General features: G+C 60.6%; 21 protein-coding genes. 9 read left to right on the top strand and 12 right to left on the bottom strand.

From position 1 onward, the window contains the following. Positions 1 to 114: 114 nt before the first annotated feature. The gene (gene gpmI / locus ACIQUH_RS05030) at positions 115 to 1,632 is read left to right on the top strand and encodes a 2,3-bisphosphoglycerate-independent phosphoglycerate mutase (RefSeq protein WP_400812922.1); all 1,518 of its coding nucleotides are present in this window, start codon (positions 115 to 117) and stop codon (positions 1,630 to 1,632) included. A gap of 72 nt (positions 1,633 to 1,704) precedes the next feature. Here the strand turns inward: gpmI and ACIQUH_RS05025 are convergent, their stop codons facing one another. From ACIQUH_RS05025 to ACIQUH_RS04995, 7 genes are all read right to left on the bottom strand, one after another. Beyond that, on the bottom strand, positions 1,705 to 2,142 hold the full coding sequence (locus ACIQUH_RS05025; RefSeq protein WP_400812921.1) for a DUF6691 family protein: 438 nt from the start codon (positions 2,140 to 2,142) through the stop codon (positions 1,705 to 1,707). Next, complete coding sequence (locus tag ACIQUH_RS05020) at positions 2,139 to 2,546, bottom strand: YeeE/YedE family protein (protein ID WP_400812920.1); 408 nt, start codon at positions 2,544 to 2,546, stop codon at positions 2,139 to 2,141. The genes ACIQUH_RS05025 and ACIQUH_RS05020 overlap by 4 nt, the downstream gene beginning before the upstream one ends. Further along, positions 2,543 to 2,899 carry a sulfite-sensing transcriptional repressor BigR gene (gene bigR, locus ACIQUH_RS05015; RefSeq protein ID WP_400812919.1) on the bottom strand — a complete coding sequence of 119 codons (357 nt, stop codon included), beginning with the start codon at positions 2,897 to 2,899 and terminating at the stop codon, positions 2,543 to 2,545. The genes ACIQUH_RS05020 and bigR overlap by 4 nt, the downstream gene beginning before the upstream one ends. Continuing rightward, a complete protein-coding gene (gene blh / locus ACIQUH_RS05010) occupies positions 2,893 to 4,188 on the bottom strand; it encodes a bifunctional sulfur transferase/dioxygenase Blh (RefSeq protein WP_400812918.1) in 1,296 nt (431 codons plus the stop codon). Before blh ends, bigR begins: the two co-directional genes overlap by 7 nt. A gap of 262 nt (positions 4,189 to 4,450) precedes the next feature. Beyond that, the gene (locus ACIQUH_RS05005) at positions 4,451 to 4,936 is read right to left on the bottom strand and encodes a hypothetical protein (protein ID WP_400812917.1); all 486 of its coding nucleotides are present in this window, start codon (positions 4,934 to 4,936) and stop codon (positions 4,451 to 4,453) included. Positions 4,937 to 4,949: 13 nt separating this feature from the next. Then, complete coding sequence (locus ACIQUH_RS05000; RefSeq protein WP_400812916.1) at positions 4,950 to 5,741, bottom strand: SDR family NAD(P)-dependent oxidoreductase; 792 nt, start codon at positions 5,739 to 5,741, stop codon at positions 4,950 to 4,952. Positions 5,742 to 5,767: 26 nt separating this feature from the next. After that, positions 5,768 to 6,595: an alpha/beta fold hydrolase gene (locus ACIQUH_RS04995; protein ID WP_400812915.1), complete on the bottom strand. Its 828-nt coding sequence runs from the start codon at positions 6,593 to 6,595 to the stop codon at positions 5,768 to 5,770. Positions 6,596 to 6,722: 127 nt separating this feature from the next. On the opposite strand from ACIQUH_RS04995, the gene ACIQUH_RS04990 reads away from it, so the two are divergent. Together ACIQUH_RS04990 and ACIQUH_RS04985 are read left to right on the top strand one after the other, a co-directional pair. Continuing rightward, entirely contained in the window at positions 6,723 to 7,709 is a 987-nt protein-coding gene (locus ACIQUH_RS04990; protein ID WP_400813015.1) for a GlxA family transcriptional regulator, read from the top strand. A 121-nt stretch (positions 7,710 to 7,830) separates the two neighbouring features. Next, complete coding sequence (locus ACIQUH_RS04985) at positions 7,831 to 8,562, top strand: FadR/GntR family transcriptional regulator (protein WP_400812914.1); 732 nt, start codon at positions 7,831 to 7,833, stop codon at positions 8,560 to 8,562. Between the two features lie 29 nt (positions 8,563 to 8,591). Here the strand turns inward: ACIQUH_RS04985 and ACIQUH_RS04980 are convergent, their stop codons facing one another. After that, positions 8,592 to 9,227: a LysE family translocator gene (locus ACIQUH_RS04980; RefSeq protein WP_400812913.1), complete on the bottom strand. Its 636-nt coding sequence runs from the start codon at positions 9,225 to 9,227 to the stop codon at positions 8,592 to 8,594. A gap of 313 nt (positions 9,228 to 9,540) precedes the next feature. Between ACIQUH_RS04980 and ACIQUH_RS04975 the strand changes: the two genes are divergently transcribed. Genes ACIQUH_RS04975 through ACIQUH_RS04960 form a run of 4 tightly spaced genes read left to right on the top strand, consistent with a single transcriptional unit; the run spans position 9,541 to position 13,049 of the window. Then, on the top strand, positions 9,541 to 10,563 hold the full coding sequence (locus ACIQUH_RS04975; RefSeq protein WP_020813122.1) for an ABC transporter permease: 1,023 nt from the start codon (positions 9,541 to 9,543) through the stop codon (positions 10,561 to 10,563). Then, complete coding sequence (locus ACIQUH_RS04970) at positions 10,563 to 11,450, top strand: ABC transporter permease (protein ID WP_400812912.1); 888 nt, start codon at positions 10,563 to 10,565, stop codon at positions 11,448 to 11,450. Before ACIQUH_RS04975 ends, ACIQUH_RS04970 begins: the two co-directional genes overlap by 1 nt. 4 nt (positions 11,451 to 11,454) lie before the next feature. Continuing rightward, on the top strand, positions 11,455 to 12,291 hold the full coding sequence (locus ACIQUH_RS04965) for an ABC transporter ATP-binding protein (protein WP_111791673.1): 837 nt from the start codon (positions 11,455 to 11,457) through the stop codon (positions 12,289 to 12,291). After that, positions 12,291 to 13,049 (top strand): ABC transporter ATP-binding protein, encoded by a 759-nt coding sequence (locus ACIQUH_RS04960; RefSeq protein ID WP_400812911.1) that lies wholly within the window; start codon positions 12,291 to 12,293, stop codon positions 13,047 to 13,049. Before ACIQUH_RS04965 ends, ACIQUH_RS04960 begins: the two co-directional genes overlap by 1 nt. 407 nt (positions 13,050 to 13,456) lie before the next feature. On the opposite strand, the gene ACIQUH_RS04955 is transcribed toward ACIQUH_RS04960, so the two are convergent. From ACIQUH_RS04955 to ACIQUH_RS04945, 3 genes are all read right to left on the bottom strand, one after another. Further along, entirely contained in the window at positions 13,457 to 15,055 is a 1,599-nt protein-coding gene (locus tag ACIQUH_RS04955; protein WP_400812910.1) for an ABC transporter substrate-binding protein, read from the bottom strand. Positions 15,056 to 15,136: 81 nt separating this feature from the next. Continuing rightward, on the bottom strand, positions 15,137 to 15,766 hold the full coding sequence (locus tag ACIQUH_RS04950; protein WP_400812909.1) for an SGNH/GDSL hydrolase family protein: 630 nt from the start codon (positions 15,764 to 15,766) through the stop codon (positions 15,137 to 15,139). Positions 15,767 to 15,772: 6 nt separating this feature from the next. Further along, positions 15,773 to 16,921, bottom strand: coding sequence for a mandelate racemase family protein (locus tag ACIQUH_RS04945; protein ID WP_400812908.1), 1,149 nt, complete (start codon positions 16,919 to 16,921; stop codon positions 15,773 to 15,775). Positions 16,922 to 17,356: 435 nt separating this feature from the next. Here ACIQUH_RS04945 and ACIQUH_RS04940 point away from each other — a divergent pair, with 435 nt between their 5' ends. Then, positions 17,357 to 18,385 (top strand): LLM class flavin-dependent oxidoreductase, encoded by a 1,029-nt coding sequence (locus ACIQUH_RS04940; RefSeq protein ID WP_400812907.1) that lies wholly within the window; start codon positions 17,357 to 17,359, stop codon positions 18,383 to 18,385. Between the two features lie 62 nt (positions 18,386 to 18,447). On the opposite strand, the gene ACIQUH_RS04935 is transcribed toward ACIQUH_RS04940, so the two are convergent. Then, positions 18,448 to 19,755 carry an NtaA/DmoA family FMN-dependent monooxygenase gene (locus ACIQUH_RS04935; protein WP_400812906.1) on the bottom strand — a complete coding sequence of 436 codons (1,308 nt, stop codon included), beginning with the start codon at positions 19,753 to 19,755 and terminating at the stop codon, positions 18,448 to 18,450. Positions 19,756 to 20,114: 359 nt separating this feature from the next. On the opposite strand from ACIQUH_RS04935, the gene ACIQUH_RS04930 reads away from it, so the two are divergent. After that, positions 20,115 to 21,182 carry an ABC transporter substrate-binding protein gene (locus ACIQUH_RS04930; RefSeq protein ID WP_400812905.1) on the top strand — a complete coding sequence of 356 codons (1,068 nt, stop codon included), beginning with the start codon at positions 20,115 to 20,117 and terminating at the stop codon, positions 21,180 to 21,182. The last annotated feature ends 1 nt before the right edge of the window (position 21,183 follow it).

Genomic DNA, 21,183 nt, shown 5'->3' with positions numbered 1-21,183 from the left:
AAGAGAAGAACGAGAAGCATGTTTTCTCATCACGATCATAGTGGCGGACGAGGGCGCTCCGGTGCCCGGCGGTCCGCTGTCCGCCGGCAACCGAATGAAGAAGAAGGTCCTCCCATGCACACTCCCAAACCCGTTGTCCTGACTATTCTCGATGGCTGGGGGTTGAACGAGGACACATCCAGCAATGCGCCGGTGCTTGCGAATACGCCCACCATGGACCGGCTTTTCGCCACCTGCCCGAATGCGAGGCTGACCACCTTCGGCCCGAAAGTCGGTCTGCCCACCGGGCAGATGGGCAATTCCGAAGTCGGCCACACCAATATCGGCGCCGGCCGCATCGTCGCCATGGATCTCGGCCAGATCGATCTGGCGATCGAGGATGGCAGCTTTTTCCGCAATGCGGCGATGCTCGATTTCGCCGCCAGGGTGAAGGCCGCGGGTGGCGTGGCGCATCTGATGTGCGTCGTTTCCGATGGCGGCGTCCACGGCCATATCCTCCACGGCCAGGCGGCGGTGAAGCTGATGGTCAGTCACGGTCTGAAGGTCGTCGTGCATGCCATCACCGATGGCCGCGATGTCGCGCCGCAATCGGCCGAAGACTTCGTGGCGGCGCTGGTGGCAAGCCTGCCGCAGGGCGCGAGCATCGGCACGGTGATCGGCCGTTATTATGCGATGGACCGCGACAATCGCTGGGAGCGCGTCGAGAAAGCCTATGACGCCATGGTTCTGGCGAAAGGCGAACATGCGCGGGATGCGGTGAGCGCCGTTGCCCAGAGCTACAAAAACAACGTCACCGATGAATTCATCCTGCCGACGGTGATCGATGGTTATGAGGGCTTCAAGGCCGGCGACGGCCTGTTCTGCCTGAATTTCCGCGCCGACCGTGCCCGTGAAATTCTCCTTGCCATCGGTGCTGATGATTTCGACGGTTTTCCGCGCGAAAAGCCCGTGCTTTCGGCGCTGTTGGGCATGGTGGAATATTCCACCAGGCATAATGGTTTTATGACCACGGCTTACCCGAAGCGCGATATCGCCAATACGCTCGGCGCCTGGGTGGCGAAGCAGGGGCTCACGCAGTTCCGCCTGGCCGAGACGGAAAAATATCCGCATGTCACCTTCTTCCTGAATGGCGGCAAAGAAGAGCCGGAAGTGGGCGAAGACCGCTTCATGCCGAAATCGCCGAAGGTTGCGACCTACGACCTGCAGCCGGAGATGAGCGCGCCCGAGGTGACGGAGAAATTTGTCGAGGCGATCGGCAAGGGATACGATCTCATCGTCACCAACTACGCCAATCCTGATATGGTCGGCCATACCGGCGATCTGCAGGCAGCGATCAAGGCCTGCGAAGCCGTGGATCGCGGGCTGAGCGCAGTCGTTGCTGCCCTTGAAAAAGTGGGTGGCGCGATGCTTGTCATTGCCGACCACGGTAATTGCGAAACCATGGTTGACCCGGTGACGGGCGGTCCGCATACGGCGCATACCACCAATCCGGTGCCGGTGATCCTGTTTGGCGGACCGGAAGGCGCCAAACTGCATGATGGCATTTTGGCCGATGTCGCGCCCACCCTGCTGCAACTGATGAATGTGCCGCTGCCGCCGGAAATGACGGGCAAGAGCCTGATCGACCTGTAATCAAATGCGGTCGCGCCGGCGTTCTGGACCCGCGCGGCCGCATTTTTGTCTGCCGAATGAGCGTTGCGCGTTCTATGGTTCTCTTGCGTAGAGGCGGTCGTGCACCAGCATGCCGGCAATCATGGCGCAGACGAAGAGAACGACCGGCATAAGCCCAAGGGCAAAAGCCGATAGTGCCGGACCGGGGCATAAACCGGCAAGCCCCCAACCCAGGCCGAAAATCGCCGAGCCTGTTATGAGCGGCGGGTCGATGCGGGTTCTTGCGGGAGGGCTGAAATCCTCGGCGAGGACCGGTTTGGCGAGACGTCGGCTGGCGAAAACACCCGGCACGGCGACCATCAATGCACCGCCGAGGACGAATATCAGGCTCGGATCCCAATGGCCACTCGCCAGGTCGAGAAAACCGGAAACGCGGGCTGGATCGATCATGCCTGACAGCGAGAGGCCGAAGCCGAACAACGCGCCTGCGACCAATGCCAGAGTAACACGGGCCACGGCTGGATTTTTCATGACAGCGCCCCTGTTATCGTTGCGGCGCAGATGCCGGTGATCAGGAAGGTTGCGGTCGCGGCGATGGAGCGACGGGAAAATCGCGCCAGCCCCATGATGCCATGGCCGGAGGTGCAGCCGGAGCCCATGCGCGTACCAAAACCCACCAGCAAGCCGGCAATGAGGATAAGCGGCCAGGGTGCGACTATGGTGATGGCAGGCAGCCGGCCGAAGGCGGCGGCATGGATATAGGGCCCAGCCAGCAAGCCGGCGACGAAGGCGAGATCGGCAATACGCCGTTCCCGGCCGAGCATTTTGCCCAGGATTCCGCTGATGCCGGCAATGCGGCCATTAAAGAGAAACAGGAGAATGCTGGCAAGACCGAGCAGCATGCCGCCGAAAAGAGAGGGCCAATAGGGGGTCACGGGGTCTTTGCCTCCGGTGAACAGAATATGGTGTAAAGGGCTTCGATCAGTTGCGCGGCTTTCGCCTCGCTCAGTTGGTAGAAGATTTGCTTGGCGTCGCGCCGGGTCTCGACCACGCCGGCTTCCCGCAGGACGCCGAGCTGCTGGGAGAGCGTCGGCTGGCGAATATCCAGCTTGACTTCCAGTTCGCCAACGGAAAATTCCCCCTGCGCCAGCGTGCAGGCGAGCATCAGCCGCGCGGGATGGGCAAGCGTTTTCAGTAGCAGCGCGACTTCGACAGCCCGCGCCTCCATGGCGGGGAGGAGAATTTCAGCAATGTGCGGTGTCTCTTCCAGCGTGGTCTCCTTTACCATGTGCTGCCCTCCAGCACATCGAGCGGGAATTTCAGATAACGCTTGCCATTCGCCTCCGGCTCCGGCAGGCGGCCGCCGCGAATATTGACCTGCAGGGCGTGGAGAATGAGCTTCGGCATCGGCAGGGTGCGATCCCGTGTTTCCCTGAGACGGATGAAGCCCTCCTCCGTCATGCCGGCCAGATGCGGATTGCTGCGTTTCTGTTCGCCAACCGTGCTTTCCCATTTCGGGGCGCGGCCGCCGGGCTGATAGTCATGGCCGGTGAAAAGCCTTGTTTCGTCGGGGAGGGCAAGAATGTCCTGAATGGACGCCCAGAGTTCTCTGGCGCTGCCGCCCGGAAAATCGGCGCGGGCGGTGCCGGAATCGGGCATGAAAAGTGTATCGTGCACAAAGGCGGCATCTCCCACCACATAGGTCACGGAGGCGAGTGTATGGCCGGGCGAAAACAGCACGCGCGCTTCCAGCGAACCGATATTGAACCTGTCGCCCGCCTCGAACAGCCGGTCCCATTGCGAACCGTCGGTTTCGAGATCCGGCCAGTTATATTTCTCCTGCCAGAGCTTTTGCACGCCGGTGACCTTCGCGCCGATCGCCGTCGGCGCGCCGGTTTTCTGCTTCAGATAATGGGCGGCGGAAAAATGGTCGGCATGCGGATGGGTATCGAGAATCCATTCTACCGACAGGCCCTCGCTCTTCACATGGTCCAGAATGGCGTCGGCATTCATCGTTCCGGTCGCGCCGGATTTCTCATCGAAATCATAGACCGGGTCGATGATGGCGCAGCCGCCGGTCGCGGGATCGGACACGACATATTGCACGCTCCATGTGCGCGGATCGAAGAACGCCTTGACGTGCGGGACAGCCGCCGCGCGCCGTTCCAGCCAGCGGGTGGCGCCGGAAAGGTCAAAGCCATGGACCTTGCCGAAAGCCTCGATACCGTCCCGTTCGATGCGCCCATCCAGCGCTTCCCCGAGAACATGAAGCGTGAGCGCGCGCGTGCCACCCTTGCAATGGGCAAAAACCGGACCTTCCGCTTCCGCCATTTTTTGCTGGAAGGCGCGGATATCGGCTTCGGTGATGGTAGGGCCGCTGACCGGGATGAAGCCATAGTCCATGCCTGCCGCGGTGGCGGCGCTTTTTTCCTGCGCATTGCCCGGCTGGCCGGCCTCTTCACCATCAGGGCGGGCATTGATGATGCTTTTATAGCCCTGAGCGGAGAGCGATTGGAAATCGGCGATCGTCGGCTGGGCCGCAACGGTCAGACGCTCGTTGATCTTCACGGCATTCATCGGCATCTCCTGTTGTAATAATTTAATATATATTATTATATAATGTATATTGTATATTTGCAAGAGGCTGAAAATGCCTTCGTTCCGAATGTCTCCTGCCACATTTTCAGGAAGGGTTCGGAAGGAACACTAGAGACGGGATTTCTTCGTTTTGTGACGGGTGGGCAAAGACCGCCAGTATTGGGCATGCAAAGACATGCCTTGCGCCCCAAATAGTGAGGCACAAGGCATGTTCACGAAAACCGGCTCGAATCCAGTCTCGCTAGACGGCGAGCCTGCGGCGCGTCGCCTTCCAGCCGAGACAGATGGCTGCAACAAGCAGAACCGTCTGGGCGATCACAAAGGGCGGTTCATTACCGTTCGGTGCGAGATTGTTGAGCGTTTCGACCTTGAGAAAGGCCTGAACGATCAACACGAACATATTGAGATAAAGGCTGATCGTGGCGGTGATCGTATAAATGATGCGCGCCCTGCCATTCAGACCGTATCCGTAAAGCGCAACCAGTGCGATTGCCAGAACGAGAGTCGAGATGATGCCGACGCCGAGTGCCGGTGTGAAATTTCCGATTGGAAACAGGAAGCCGGTGAGTGTGGTGGCGAGCGTGGTGACGAGGAAAATCGCCATCATGCGGGGCATCCACCGCCCGGCCGCATAAGCGGGCAGTGCGATCAGTCCGGCGGCAATGCCGATGAAGCTTAAGCCCACATGCAGTGCCGTGAATTGGGGAATGGTCAGTCCGAGGATCATGATACGTCTCCCTCTATTCGGTTTTGGCTGCACGATACCGGCTGGCGGCAAGTGCATGCGACAGATTGGGCCTTAACGCCGCGCGCGCTGCAAGGAAATTTTCGAGATCGGCCGTATCCGGCAGGGAAGGAATGGTCAGCGCTTCGCCGAGGTCGAGACCGGCAAGGGCCGCATCCACCATCTCGTAAACGTCCATGACCATGGCGGACGGAATGGCATCGAGCCGTTCCTCTTCCCAGATCGCTGTGCGGGTGATGCCCGGCAGGACGGCCTGAACCCGCACGCCGGAGGGCGAAAGCTGCGCCTCAAGCGCCTCGGTGAAGGCAAGGACGAAGGCCTTGGTGGCCGGATAGACGGCGGTGAACGCCGCCGGCATCAGCGCCGTGACCGAGGTGATGTTGATGATCGTGCCCTTTCCATCGGCGGCAAGGCGCGGTGCTATGGCCGCCGCAAGCCGGGTGACGGCAAGAATGTTGAGGTTGATCATCGTCGTCACATAGGCCGGATCCAGCGCCGTGATCGCGCCTTCACCGGCAATGCCGGCATTGTTGACAAGGCCGGTAATCAGCCGGTCGTCGCGCAGCCGCCCTTCCACCTTTTCGAGATCTTCCGCCCGTGAAAGATCGGCGGAGAGAACCTCGACCGCGATGTGATGATCCTTTTCCAGCTGTGCGGCCAACGCCTTCAGCTTTTCGGCGCGCCGTGCCACGAGGATGAGATCATGGCCGCGTTTTGCCAGGCGTTCCGCATAGACCGCGCCGATGCCGTCCGATGCGCCGGTGATGAGAAATGTATTCTGTGTCATGTCCGTGTCTCCTGTGTCTCAAGGTTTCAGGCGTTGATGAAGGCGAGAAGGTCGGCGTTGAACCGGTCCTGATGGGTCTGCGTCAGGCCATGATCGGCGTCCTCATAGATTTTAAGGACCGCATGTTTGACTATTCTGACCGTGGAAAGCGCCGAAGCGCCGACCGGAACGATCTGGTCGTCATCACCGTGCAGAACCAGCGTCGGTTTGTCGAAGGCCTTCAGGTCCTGATGGAAATCGCTTTCCGAGAAAGCGCGGATGCTGTCGAGCTGGCCTTTCAGGCCGCCCATCATGCCCTGCCGCCAGAATTCCTCGCGGATGCCTTCGGATATCACGGCGCCTTCGCGGTTGTAGCCGTAGAAGGGAATGGTCAGGTCCTTGAAAAACTGGCTGCGATTGTCATAGGTGCCCTTGCGGATATCGTCGAAAACATCGATCGGCAGGCCGATGGCATTGCTTTCCGTCTTCAGCATCAGCGGCGGCACCGCGCCGATAAGGGCGATCTTGGCGATGCGGGCCGTGCCGTGGCGGCCGATATAACGTGTCACCTCGCCGCCGCCGGTGGAATGGCCGACCAGAATGATGTCGTGGAGATCGAGCTGTTCGATCAGCTCGGCCAGATCGTCGGCATATTGATCCATGGTATTGTTATGCCAGACCTGATCGGAGCGGCCGTGGCTGCGGCGGTCATGGGCGATGGTGCGGAAACCGTTGTTGGCGAAGAACACCATCTGCGCATCCCAGGCATCGGCGCTGAGCGGCCAGCCGTGGGAGAAGATGATGGGCTGGCCGTCTTTCGGGCCCCAGTCCTTGTAGAAGATATGTGTTCCGTCTCTGGTGGTGATCGTTGTCATGGCTCTCTCTCCTGTTGCAGGGAGCTTGCTTGCGTCCCGTGGGAATAGAGATACTCTTGGCGCAGCCGGGGCTGGATTGGCGCTTCTGACAGAAAACGAGCCGAAACTGACAAAACGGGGTGTGGGCATGGCGGGTGTAGCGGGAAGCGCGCTGGAAGTGGGACTGGTCCTCTATCGCGACTGTCAGATCGCCATGGTGCATGGCATCACCGATCTTTTCGCCATCGCATCGGTATTTTCACAGGATCGCGGCGGGCCGAAATTGCGGGTCAGTCACTGGAGCATGGGCGAGGGCGGTGAATTTTCCCGCTGCCATGACACCGAGCCCGGCACACCGGGACATCCCGATATCTTCGTCGTGCCCGGCCGGTTGACCGGGCCTGCTGAAATCGAAGAGGCCGCGCCTTATGCCCGCTGGCTGCTGGATCGGCACGCGCAGGGCGCGACGCTGGCCGCCAGTTGCGGCGGCTCCTTTATCATCGCCGCGACGGGCCTCCTGTCCGGCCGCCCGGCGACCACGCACTGGCTGTTTGCCGAACGGTTCCGCGACCGTTTTCCCGATATCCGGCTGGAGATAGACAAGATCGTCATCGAGGATGGCGATATCATCACGGCTGGCGGGCTGATGGCCTGGACCGATCTTGGCCTGCGCATCGTCGACCGGCTGCTTGGCCCCTCGGTGATGATCGAGACCGGAAAGTTCCTGCTGATCGACCCTTCGGGGCGGGAACAGCGCCATTATAGCAGCTTCGCCCCGAGGCTGACGCATGGCGACGAGCCGATCCTGAAGGTGCAGCACTGGCTGCAGGCCCGCGCCGGACGGGCGACGAGCGTTGCCGACATGGCCGGCCATGCCGGGCTGGAGGAGCGAACCTTCCTGCGCCGTTTCAAGGCGGCGACCGGTATGAAGCCGATCGAATATGTCCAGCATCTGAGGGTCGGCAAGGCGCGGGAATTGCTGGAATTCACCCGCCGCTCGGTCGATCAGATCGCCTGGTCGGTGGGTTATGAGGATGCCGCCGCCTTCCGCCGGGTGTTTCACCGCATTCTCGGCCTTTCACCGGGGGAATATAGGAGCCGCTTTTCCAGCAGTTCGGCCATGGCCGCGGCCTGACGATACCCTGCGGCTTCGACGGTGCCATTGGTGCGCTGGCGAGGCCGCTGAGACGTCTGGCCCTTGCAATGTGGCGGGTGTTTGCTAACATGCCAGACAAGTTTAAAACAGGTGGGCCGGAATGGACGTTGAGAGCAGCACGAAGCAGGGGGTATCGCTCGCGGCGAAAATCAGTTCGGCATTGCGGCGGGATCTGGCGGAAGGCGTTTTCCGCCCCGGTGACCGGCTTCCGAGCGAAAGCGAATTGACGCGGGAATATTCCGTCAGCCGCACGGTCGTGCGTGAGGCCATCGCCATTCTGCGCGCCGATGGCCTTGTCGAAGCCCGCAAGGGTGCCGGCGTTTTTGCTGTCGAAGTAAAGCCGGCCAAGGAACTGCCTTTTAACGATCTGGCGGTGGGGCGAATTTCCTCTGTGATCGAATTGCTGGAATTGCGCACCGTTTTCGAGGTCGAATCCGCCGGGCTTGCGGCATCGCGCCGCTCCGCTGTGCAGGTGGAGGCGATTGTGGATGCGCACCGGCGCGTCGGAGATTGTCTCGCCGCCGGCCTGCCGACACGGGACGCCGATTTTGAGTTCCATCTGGCGATTGCACAGGCCACGCAGAACAGGCGGTTTCCCGAGTTTCTGCAGCTCATCCGCTCCGGCATCATTCCTCGTGGGGAATTGCAGGGTGCGGCGCCCGGGTCGCGTCCCAAGGACTACAATCTGCATCTCCAGGAGGAGCATGCGAGGATTGTCGACGCCATCATCGAAGGGGACGCCGATGCCGCTCGCCAATATATGGCGGCGCATCTGCGCGGCAGTCTTGAGCGCTACAAGGTGCTGTTGCGCTCCCGCACTGCCGCTGAATGAGATCCGGAAATGGCATTCAGGTCAATGGGTTACGTGGTCGCCCGCCGATAGAAGGCCAATGAGGCAGCAAGCGTCAGAAGCGCGCCGCCGCAAATCCTGTCGAGCCACAGGGCTCCGGATTTTCGCAACAGCCGGACGGCCCGCGAGCCGAGCAGGGCATATCCGAACATCACGATTAAATCGACGCCGGCGAAGATCAGCGCAAGAGCGGCATATTGCTGGAGCTGCGGCGCTGCGGGATCGATGAATTGCGGCAGGAAGGCCGAAAAGAACAGGTATCCCTTGGGATTGGTCACCGCCACGAGAAAGCTCTTGAGGAAAATCGAGCGGGCGGAAGTCGCCGCACTGGCACCTGCTGAATGAAGCGCGCCATCGAGTGTGCCTCTGGAGCGTAAAAGCATGATGCCGAGGAAGGCAAGATAACAGACGCCCACCCATTTGACGACGCCGAACCAGAATTCGGAAGCCGCGAGCAAAGCGCCCAATCCCAGGGCAACCGCGCCGATCAGGACAAAATCCGAGACAACAGCGCCAGTCATGCCGATCAAGGCGCGGCGTACTCCAAATCTTGAGCCATTGGCAAGCGCGAGCAAAACGGTCGGGCCGGGTGTCGCAATGCCAATAAAGGCGACGACGGCAAATGCCAGAAGCGTCATGTCAGCCATATTTTCCTCCCCCTGAAAGTGCGGATGCCTTCGGCATTATCGCGAGGCAGGCGTCCCCTGACGCCACGAAGCGCGAGAATATAGGCTTTTTTGGATGCCGCAACACAGGCGCTTTCCCGAAAGCAAAAGCAAAAGTCGGGTAGTCTCCATATGAAATCTCCGTCTCGAGGCACAGGTTCCGGATCCCTGTGCAGTACGGATTTCGCTGGCGGGCGCTTGACAGCTTTCAACACCTGTGACAACTTGCGAATAGTTGTCAGACAGGATTGCGCCCTGGTCACTTGCGCGGTCGGTCTCTGGCAAGGGAGGAATCATGTCAAAAAGACGCCTTTCGCTGTATGGCCTGTCCGGCCAGATCGGAAGTATTGCCGTTACGCTGCTTGGATTGTTGCTGCTGACCTTTTTTATCGGCCGCCTGATGCCCGCCGATCCGGTGCGGGCGATCGTCGGCGAGGATGCGACCCGCGAAACCTATGAACAGGTCTATCATGCGCTCGGTTTCGATCGGCCGCTGTGGCAGCAGTTCTTCTATTATCTCGGCGATGTCTTCACCGGCGATTTCGGAACCTCGATCCGCACCGGTCGCCCGGTTATCGAAGACATCATCAGGGTCATGCCCGCGACGATGGAGCTTGCTACCTTCGCGATCCTGATTGGCGCCGGCCTCGGCATACCCATGGGCGTTTATGCCGCCGTCAATAAGGACCGCTGGCAGGACCATCTGGTGCGGGTGCTCAGCCTGTTCGGCCATTCGATGCCGATCTTCTGGACCGGCATGATCGCGCTGATCGTTTTTTACGCCCATCTCGGCCTTGTTGGCGGCGGTGGCCGCATGGACCAGTTCTATATCGGTCTGGTGGAGGAGCGGACGGGATTCCTGCTGATCGACAGCCTGCTGGCCGGCGATATGGAGGTCTTCTGGTCGGCCATCAACCACCTCATCCTTCCCGCCGCGCTGCTCGGTTATTCCTCCTCGGCCTATATCACCCGCATGACGCGCAGCTTCATGCTGGACCAACTCGGGCAGGAATATGTGACGACCGCCCGCGTCAAGGGCCTGTCGCAGCGGCAGACGGTGTGGCTGCATGCTTTCGGCAATATCCGTGTGCAGCTGGTCACCATCATTGCGCTTGCCTATGGTTCGCTGCTGGAAGGCGCGGTGCTGATCGAGACCGTCTTCGCTTGGCCGGGTTTCGGACAATATCTCACCAGCAATCTTATCATCGGCGACATGAATGCCGTGATGACCTGCGTTCTGATCGTCGGCGTCATCTTCATCGGGCTCAATCTCCTGTCCGACATTCTCTACCGCTTTTTCGATCCGAGGACCCGCTGATGACGGCCCGTGCAGAAACCTCCTCCCGCCTTCCCGTGCCTTTGAACGCGCTGAAGAACATCATCGTTTTCCTGCTGAAAAGCCCGACATCGGCCTTTGGCCTCGCTGTCCTGCTGCTCCTCGTCATTGCCGCGATTTTCGCGCCCTGGCTTGCGACGCATGACCCTTACGCGCAGGATCTCGCCAACACGCTGCAGGCGCCCGGCAACGGCCATGTCTTCGGCACGGATGAGCTGGGACGCGATATTTACAGCCGCCTTCTCTGGGGCGCGCGTATCACCCTCACCATCATCTCGCTGGTGTCGATCATCGTCGGTCCGGTCGGCCTTCTGGTCGGCACGGCATCCGGTTATCTCGGCGGCAAGTTCGACACGGTGATGATGCGCATCACCGATATCTTTTTGTCCTTCCCGAGCCTCATCCTGTCGCTTGCTTTCGTCGCAGCACTCGGCCCGAGCCTCAACAATGCGATCATCGCGATTGCGCTCACCTCGTGGCCGCCGATCGCGCGTCTTGCCCGTGCCGAAGCCATGACCTTCCGCAAGGCCGACTACATTGCCGCCGCACGGCTTCAGGGCGCCTCGCCGCTCCGCATCATCGTCAAATCGATCATGCCCATGTGCCTGCCGTCGGTTCTCATTCGCCTGACGCTGAACATGGCGACCGTTATCCTCACCGCCGCCGGCCTCGGTTTCCTCGGTCTCGGTGCGCAGCCGCCGCTGCCGGAATGGGGGGCGATGATCGCCACCGGCCGGCGCTACATGCTGGACAGTTGGTGGCTGGTGACCTTCCCCGGCATCGCGATCCTATCCGTCAGCCTTGCCTTCAACCTTCTGGGCGATGGGTTGCGGGATGCGCTTGATCCGAAGCAGATGAACCGGAGATAAGATCATGGAAAAACCAATCCTTGACGTCGAAAATCTTCGCATCCGCTATGGCGGCTCGCCGACTGAAGCGGTGCGCGGCATCTCCTTCACGCTGGGCCGGGAACGGCTCGGCATCGTCGGCGAAAGCGGCTCGGGAAAATCCACCGTCGGCCGTGCCCTGCTGCGCCTCCTGCCATCGGCGACGATCACCGCCGACAGGCTGGATTTCGACGGCCTCGATCTTCTTTCGCTCGATGAGAAGGAGATGCTGAAGGTTCGCGGGCGGCGTATGTCGATGATCCTTCAGGATCCGAAATTCTCCCTGAACCCCATCCGCCGGGTGGGTGATCAGGTGACGGAGACCTATCTGCGCCACTTCAAGGCATCGAAATCGCAAGCCCGGGAAAAGGCGCTCGCCATGCTGGATGCGGTGAAGATCCGCGATGCCGCCCGTGTCTATGAGCAATATCCGCATGAGATTTCCGGCGGCATGGGCCAGCGCGTCATGATTGCCATGATGCTGCTTGCCGATCCCGATCTCGTCATTGCCGACGAGCCGACCTCGGCGCTTGACGTGACCGTGCGGCTGCAGGTGCTGAATATTCTCGACGGTCTGGTGCGCGATCGTGGCATCGGCCTCATCATGATCAGCCACGACCTCAATCTTGTGCGGAATTTCTGCGACCGGGTGCTCATCATGTATTCCGGCCGGGTGGTGGAAACCCTTGCCGCACGCGATCTCGATCAGGCGCAGCACCCCTATACGCGCGGCCTTTTGGCGGCACAGCCGCGCATCGGCGGCACGCGTGCGCCGCTTGCGGTGCTGGACCGCCGCCCTGAATGGCTGGAGGAGAACGTATAATGGCCGTTTCCATCGAAACCCGCGATCTCTCCATCACCTTCGGCAGCGGCCATACGGCGCTGAAAGTGCTGCCTTCGGTATCCTTCCGCGTCGAGCCGGGCGAATGTTTCGGTCTGGTCGGCGAAAGCGGCTCGGGCAAATCCACCGTGCTTCGCTGTGTCTCCATGCTCAATGATTTCTGGACCGGCGATATCCTCATCGACGGCAGGTCGGTGCGTGACATGCCGCTGATCGAGCGGTGCCGCATGCTGCAGATGGTGTTTCAGGACCCCTATGGTTCGCTACATCCCCGCCAATCGGTGCGCACCGTGCTTTCGGAATCGCTTGCGATCCACAGGCTCGGCGACCGTGAAGAGCGCATGCGCAAGGTCATCACCGATGTCGGCCTGCCAGTGTCGTTTCTGGACCGCTTTCCGCATCAGCTTTCCGGCGGCCAGCGGCAGCGCGTGGCGATTGCGAGGGCGCTGATCCTCGAACCGTCGTTGCTTCTGCTCGATGAGCCGACCTCGGCGCTCGACGTTTCGGTGCAGGCGGAAATCCTCAACCTGTTGCAGCGCCTGCGTGAAGAGCGCGGCTTCACCTATATCATGGTGACCCATGATCTCGCCGTGGTCGATCACATGTGCGACCGCTTTGCGGTGATGTTGCGCGGCGAGATCACCGAAATCCTGCCGCGCGAGGCCATCGCCGGCAATGGCGCGACGCATCCCTATGCCCGCGAACTGATCGGCGCCTCGCTGGAATATGAAGGCGCGTGACGTCTCCCAAAACGTGATCGTCCTCCTCCGGGTGTCACGGATAATAACATCCTCCTTCCTTGCCCGGCCTCCCTGCCGGGCATTTTTTTGAAATGGCTTGAGAGGAGGCAGCCCGGCAACTGCGTCATCGGGTATTGACGCAATGATGGAGCAGAAAGGGCGATGTTTCTGCTGAGCTCCCTCCAACCGTCATACCGGCCTTGTGCCGGTATCCAGCCAACCCAAGTCCTTGGGCTGAAAGGACTCTTTCCGCCGTGCAGACGCACGTCGGCTGGATTCCGGCTCAAGGCCGGAATGACGGAAGCGATATGTTTTCGCCAGTAGGAGCAGTTCTGCGCGGTCTTGCCGCCAACAAAAAGCGCGGGGGTAAGCCGCGCCTTTTCCTGAGTAACCGCTGTGTCGGCAGATTACCGCTCCTTGCTCACCTCTTCAAACCGCGAAAGCCAGGGGCTGACGATCATGCCCTTGATATCGCTGCGGAAGGCGGCGGTGTCGATGACCTCGGAGAAAGGCTGGATCGACATGACGATCTCGTCCATGTAGCCCTGCAGGTCCTCATAGAGTTTCGTCTGTTTCGCCACGTCACGCTCGACAAGCGCTTCCTCGATCATCTTGTTCAGCTTTTCATCGAAGAAACTGGTGCGCCAGCTCTGGTAATTGGTGAGCTTGGCATCGTCGGCATTGTTCGGATTATAGGCGATGGAACGCAGGTTGTTGTCGGGATGCGGCTGCTGGCCGCCGCCGCCGCGGCCGAGCAGCAGTTCGAAATTCCGCTCGCGCATCGCGCCATAGATCTGGTCGCCGGAGCCGCTGATCAGTTCGGCCTGAATGCCGGCCTGGGCCAGCGTGTTCTGGATCGCCGTTGCCGCCTTCATGAAGGGGTCTTCCGAAAGCACGCGCAGCGTGGTCTTGAAGCCGTTGGGATAACCGGCCTCCGTCAGAAGCGCCTTGGCCTTTTCGATGTCGAGCTTGTAGCCCTGATCCGGCAGCGCACCCATGACGCCGGTGCTGAGGGAGCGCTGATGCAGCTTGCCGTAATAGGGCATGACCGCCTTGTCGAGACCATCGTAATCGATCAGGTAACGCAGCGCCTCGCGCACCTTCTTGTTGGCAAATTTCTCATCCTTCATCGAAACGCTGAGGTAATAAAAACCGGAGCCGGGCGTGGATTCGATGGTGACGGCCTTGTCGGCTTCCAGCGATTTCAGGTCCGGGGCCTGCAGGGAATAGGCAACGTCGATATCGCCTTTTTCCAGCATCAGACGCTGCGACTGCGATTCCGGCAGATGGCGCATCAGGATGCGTTTCATCTTGGCCTTTTCGCCCCAATAATCGTCGTTGCGGGTAAGGATGATATATTCGTTGGACTTCCACTGCGTCAGCTTGAAGGGGCCGGAGCCGGCGGAATTCAGAGTCAGCCATGCGCCGCCCAGATCGCCATCCTTCTCATTCTCGAGCGCCGTCTTGCTGTCGACGATCGAGCCGGGACCGTTCTGTGCGAGGATCATCAGCAGCAGGTTCGGGTCATCGGGCTTTGGAATGTTCAGCACGAAGGTCTGGTCGTTTTCAGCGACGAACAGCTTGTCGGCCTCTTCCAGCTTGAAACCACGAGTTTTCAGGAAGGAGGACTGCGCCAGGTTGCGGGCGAGCAGCCGCTTCAGGCTCCATGCCACGTCCTTGGCCGTCACCGCATTGCCGGAGGCAAACTTGGCATCGGCGCGCAGATGGAAACGGATCGATTTCCGGTCTTCGGCAATTTCCCAGCGTTCCGCAAGGCGTGGCTGAACGCTGCGATCCTCAGGTGAAAGCACCACCAGCGTGTCATAGACATTGTTCAGGACCTGCACGGTCTCGCGGCCGGTAATGGCGGCGGGGTCGAGGGTCAGGATGTTGCTCATGGTCGTGGCGACGATGAGCTGATCCTTCGGCGTTTCGGCAAAGCTGCTGAGCGGCATGGCGCCGATCAGCAGGGCGCCAAGCGCTGCGGTTGCAAGAAAATGTTTCATCTTTCCTCCCAATGTGGCCGGTTCATACGGCCTTTCCACGTTTTGATCCACGCGCCCGGTTCCTCCTCAGGCTGCGTGTGATCAGCCAAGAATTTCCCTGACCGGTGCCACGAGTGCCCGGCCGATTGCCGCCGTTGCCGGCGCGTCCAGATGCACGCCATCCACCGGCGAGGCGCTGGCGACCGATCCGGCGTCAAAGAAGGCATGTCCGAGTTCGGCGGCGAGTTTGCGGTAAAGCGGCGCAAGCCTGAGCGATTGCTCGATATCCCGCCCGCCCGCCGGTTCTCCGCCAGGACCAGCAACGCAGGGCGGCGGGGCGACGATCAGCAGTTTCGGCACCGCCTCGCGCGGCTTGTAGATGAAGGTCTCGACGATCTGCGCCAGCCGCCGCATGCCCGAAACCGCGGCTTCCGCGCGCCCGCCATGCACAGGCTTGATGTCATTGGTGCCGAGCATGACGATGACGAGATCGAGTGGCATATGGCAGGAAAGGGCGATCTCAAGCGCCCGCGCGCCGTTGCGGCAGGCAGGGCCGGCATGGTCGTCGTAGCAGGTGGTGCGCCCGCCCAGCCCTTCCGGGTGAACCTTCACCTTTCCGGCAAGCCCGGCCTCCAGAACCCCCGGCCAGCGGTGTTCGGCCGGGTGTCGCAGACCGGTTGCAGGGTCAGCACCCCAGGTGAGGCTGTCTCCGAAGGCGAGCACCGTTTTCATCGCCCGTTACCTCACCCGATTGTTGTCGATGAAGGTAAAATCGATGTCCTCGCCAAGGCCCGGCCGGTCAGGGACATGCACGAAGCCGTCGCGGTCCATCGGGTCGGACAGCGATTTCAGATAATCGTGGCCGTCATCATATTCGAGGAAGGGGTGCAACAGGCCGCGCTCATACCAGCGGCAATTCTTGGTGGCGGCGACAACATGCAGGTTCATGGCGGTATTGCCGTGCACCTCGCATTCCATGCCGAAGGCTTCGGCCAGATGCATGGTCTTCAGCGCCGGGGTGATACCGCCGACATCGTTGACGCCGGTGCGCAGAATATCGCAGGCGCCGGCCTTGATCCATTCGGCGCGGTGCCAATGTTTGCCGGCCGCACTTTCCGGGCCGACGACCGGAATATCGAGATTGTCGGCGAGCCATTTGTAGGAGGACAGCGACTGTTCATCCATCGGCTCCTCGATCCAGTCGAAGCCGAGTTTTTCGAGGCCACGGCCCAGCGCCAGCGCGTCGGTACGAGAGTACCAGTGGAAAGCGTCGATCATCAGGCGAATATCGGGACCAACTGCTTCACGCACGGCTGCGCAGGCCTTGAGGTCCATCTTCACATCCGGCGCCCAGCTGACGGGCGGCATCCAGGTGTGTAGCTTGATACCCTTGTAACCGCGTTTTACCAGCGTTTCGGCAAAGCGACCGTAATCTTCGGGTGTCGCAAGCCCGCCTTCCAGCTCGTCACCGCACATGATGGAGCCATAGGCCAGCACCTTGTCGCGGTAACCTCCGATCAACTTGTATACAGGTTGATTGAGCAAGCGGCCGGCAAGGTCCCACAGGGCGCAATCCACCACCGCCAGGGTGCGGTCGGTCAGCTGCGCGGCCGATCCGCGCTGCCAGTGGGCAAGGTCCTGCCATAGCCGTTCGCGGTCGCGATGGTCCTCGCCGATCAGGACCTTCTTGACGAATTTTTCGATGACATGCGGGCGAACGATCTCCGGCGCGGTGAAGGAGTGGCCTTCCTGCCCGTCTTCGGTGCGGATGGTCAGCATGGCCTGTTCCACCTGATGCGCCGGCCCCGGATGCGCGTGACCGGCACTGTCCGAGTGCCGACGGGTCGTCGTGCGGAAAACACGGACCTCGACGTCGGTGATGATCATAATTCCTCCCTCATGCAGGTGTCGCAGCGTTAGTGGTTGCCGCAATGTCATACATGTATGCATTATTTGTCAACATGTATGATAATCTGTATTACATGTTGACGCAGAAAATCAAGGCCATTTGCGCACGGTGTTGCACAGGTCTTCGGTGTGAGAGGGTGACTGAGGGAGATTTTGCCTCTTCAGCAGAAGAGAATCTGACGGGAGGCTTGAATGCGGCCTACGCCACTGGCGATTTAATCCATAATTTTAGTAGACTATTGAAACGCGCAATGATCTTTCAACAATGGCCCGGACTATAAACGAACATGCCGTGCCAGCCGTGCCTGTCATCATGCATTCTGCATGGGTATGCGCCGCATTGAACGGCTGTTCCGGAACAGGATGGCTGCATCTGCGCTGCTGGGCTTCAACACTCGTTTCCGGATTACAGCCATGCCCCTTTCCCATATCTCCCACTTCGCCTTTCTCGTTCCCGGCAATTATCAGGACGATGATCCGGCACGAGGGCTGGAAGAAACCCTGCAGCTTTTCGAGGCCGGAGAGGCGCTGGGTTATCACAGCGCCTGGGTTCGCCAGCGCCATCTGGAACGCGGCGTTTCCTCGGCGGCCACTTTTCTCGCGGCGGCATCGCAGCGCACCAGGCGGATCGGACTGGGCACCGCCGTCATTCAGCTCGGTTACGAAAACCCCTTCAGGCTGGCTGAGGATCTGGCAACGGTGGATGTGCTCTCGCGCGGGCGGCTGAATGTTGGCGTTTCGGTGGGCGCACCGCCCTTCGCCCATCTCATTTCGGATTATGTCGATACGGTTCCTGATGCCGATTACAGCCATGCCCGTGCCGAAAAGCTGGCGAGGGCCTTGCGGTCGGAACCGCTGTCCGGTGAGACGGAAGTGGGCAATGCGGCCGGTGCGCAGGTGCCGCGCCTTCGGCCAGCCGCCGAGGGGCTGACGGACCGGTTATGGTATGGCGGCGGATCGCAGAATTCCGCCCGCTGGGCCGGCAAGGCAGGCTTCAATCTTCTGACGGGCAATATCGTCAGCGGCGAGAATACCGATGATTTTCTGACCGCGCAGGCGGCTCTCGTCGCCCGCTTCCGGCAGGAATGGGCGCATGAGCGCCAGCCGCGTGTCGCTCTTGGCCGCGTGATCCTGCCGACGGATAGCGCGAGCCCTGCGACCCGCCGCCGCTATCAGGAATTCGCCGCCGAGCGCGACAAGCGCACGCATGCACCGCATGGCGCACGCCGCACGCTTTTCCTGCCCGATATCGTTGGGACGACGGACGAAATTCTGGAGAAACTGTCGCGCGATCCCGTTCTGCCGCTCGTCTCGGAATTCCGTCTCGAACTGCCCTATGAGTTCCAGCCGGAAGATTATCGCCAGATCGTTACGGATTTCGCCTCAGTCCTGCCGCAGCTTTCCGGCGGGCGGCCCGTTTTGAAAGTGGCTACGGGCCAATAACGTGTTCCATTCCCGCTTTCTGCGGGAATGGTGCGAGATTGACATTGCGACAGCGTCGCCGTTCAATCGGGATAGGGCAGGCCATAGCGGTCGCGGATCGTCGCACCTTCGTATTCGCGCGGGTAAACACCGCGATCCTGCAGCACCGGCACGACCTTTTCGACGAATTCGGCAATATCGTCTGGCGCGCGGGGCGGCTGCAGGGTGTAGCCGTCTACCGTGCCATCCTGCCAGAGATCAATAATGCCATCCGCCACCTCTTCCGGTGTGCCGAGCAGCAGCCGGTGATGTCCTTCCGAGCGCCGCACGGCCTCGCGGGCGGTGAGTTTCTCGTGGGTCAAAAGATCGGAAAGGCCAAGCCCCATGCCTACCGCCCATTGCCGGTTCTGGTCCGGGATGAAACGGCCGGCATCGAGTTTTGCATCGGGGTCGAAGTCGCGGGGATCGATGCCGTTTTCCTTGGCGAAGCGCGCCAGAAGACCGTCCTCAGAGCCCGTTCCGCTGTATAATTCATGTTTGCGCAACGCTTCTTCCCGGGTCTCGCCGAGAATGACAACGAGGCCGGGAACGATGCGGATGCCGGAGGGATCGCGGCCAAGGGAGACGGCGCGGTCGCGGACCTTTTTGCCGAAGGCCTGACCGGCCGGGCGTGACAGGATGTTGCAATAGATGATCTCGCCGTGGCGTGCCGCCAGATCGATGCCACCTTCGGAGGCACCGGCCTGCGCGATCACTGGATGCCCCTGCGGTCCGCGTGGAACGTTGAGCGGGCCTTTGACGTGGAAATATTGCCCCTCATGATCGATGGTTTCGGCCGTCGCCGCATCCCAGAAACGCTCTTCCGGTACTTCGCCTTCACGGCGCGGATCCCAGCTCGACCAGAGCTTTTTCGCGACATCGAGAAATTCGGTAGCCTTGGCGTAACGTTCATTGCGCGGCGGTAGCGGATCGTTGCCGAAATTGGCGGCGACATTGGGATTGAAGGAGGAGACGATATTGACGATCAGCCGCCCGCCGGTGACGAGATCGATGGATTGCGTCCGCCTCGCGAAATTATAGGGCGAATTATAGGTGGAGGACACGGTTGCCACAAAGCCGATATCGGGCACCTGCGCGGCAAGTGAAGTCGAGAGGATGAGCGGATCGATGGTGTGAAACGGGCGGCTTGCCGGGTCGGTCAACAGTGCCGGGTGGTCGGACAAGAAAACGGCGTCGAACCGGCCCTTGTGCGCCAGTTCCGTCAACCGCCGATAATAGCCGATATCGTTGATGTCGTGCCGGTCTCCGCTCCGGTATTTCCAGGCATTGGCGAGATATCCGGTGGTATTGATGCCGACATTGAGATTGAGCCGGCGTTTGGTCTTGCTCATGCTGCCACTTTTTCTTTCAGGTCTATTGGATTGCCGGCCTTTTTGACCGGCGCAGTTGCGGGGAAGCGTAACAGCCGGGGGTCCGGTCGCGAGTTAAAAATCCTTGCTGCTCTGAGAAGAAAAACTTTCATCCGTCGCAGCACCCAGGCTGCGGCTGAATTGGAGAAAGGCGTAAGGCGGGTTGGAGGATCCGACCCGCAATCTTGCCATTATCGAAAGGATATTCCGTCACCTCGATGAACCGCCAGCAAGATGGAAACGAATTTCCCCAATCGCATCTCAAATAGTACACTTTATCTATAGAAAATATTTTATGCCGTGTAGCGTGCCGTCAGATCGCAATTTCGAGGACGAACGCCATGGCCGATGCCGCCCTTCGCCAGATAACCCAACCCGTAACCGTGTGGTATACACGCTGCCCGGCACCCACTCCGCTTTCCATCGCGGCGCAACTGGGCTGGATCGAGGAAAGTTTCGCCGCCCACGACATCTCTGTTTCCTCCATTCGCGATGCGGCCGATCCTGCCATTCGCCAGAGCCATTTCGACCATCGTCTGGACTGGTCCTTCCGCCAGGGCGGCAATATTCCGCCGATCTGGGCGAAATCCGGTGGCCGGAAAACACGGCTGGTGGGGTTGACGAGAACCGACGAGTTTCAGGCCGTCATCGCCTTGCCAGCAAGTGGAATAGGCAAGGGCGGCGACCTGAAGGGGCGGCGCATCGGTCTGCCCAAGAGACCGAACGAAACCATCGATTTCCAGCGTGCGACATCCCTGAAGGGCATTGTGTCAGCGCTGACGGTCTCGGGCCTCACGGTCGCGGAGGTCGAGCTTGTCGATCTGACCGCCAGAGAACCCGTGCTGCTCGGCCCGGCGGATGAGAGGTTCCACGGTCTGCGCCGACGGCTTCCCTATGGCGAGGAAATCGCAGCGCTGCATAGGGGCCAGATCGATGCTTTTTTCGTCAAGGGAGCGGAAGGTGTCACCGTCGCCAATCTGATCGGTGCGCAGGTCGTGGTATCGACGGGATTCCACCCCGATCCCAAAATCCGCATCAACAATGGCACACCGCGTCCTTTGACCGTGGACGCCACCTTTGCCGATGAGCGGCCCGATCTGGTGGCGGAGCTGGTGGCCACGGTTCAGCGCGTTACCGATTGGGCAAATGACAATCCGGCGGAAGCCGTGCGTTTCATCGCCCGTGAAATCGGTGTCAGCGAGGAGGCGGTTCTGGCTGCGAATGGCCCGGATGTGCACCGCAACCTGAGGCTCGATCTCGATCCCGCCGAACTCGATGCTCTGAGCCACTTCAAGGATTTCCTGCTGGAATGGAAGTTCATCCCCGAAGATTTCGATGTGCAGGACTGGGCCGATCCACGCGCCCTTTCTGTCGTGCGGGATATTGCGCAACGCAATCCGGGAAAGTGAA

Source organism: Agrobacterium sp. NPDC090283, from assembly GCF_044769685.1.
Taxonomy (GTDB): Bacteria; Pseudomonadota; Alphaproteobacteria; order Rhizobiales; family Rhizobiaceae; genus Agrobacterium.
This window is presented reverse-complemented; position numbering and strand designations above follow the sequence as displayed.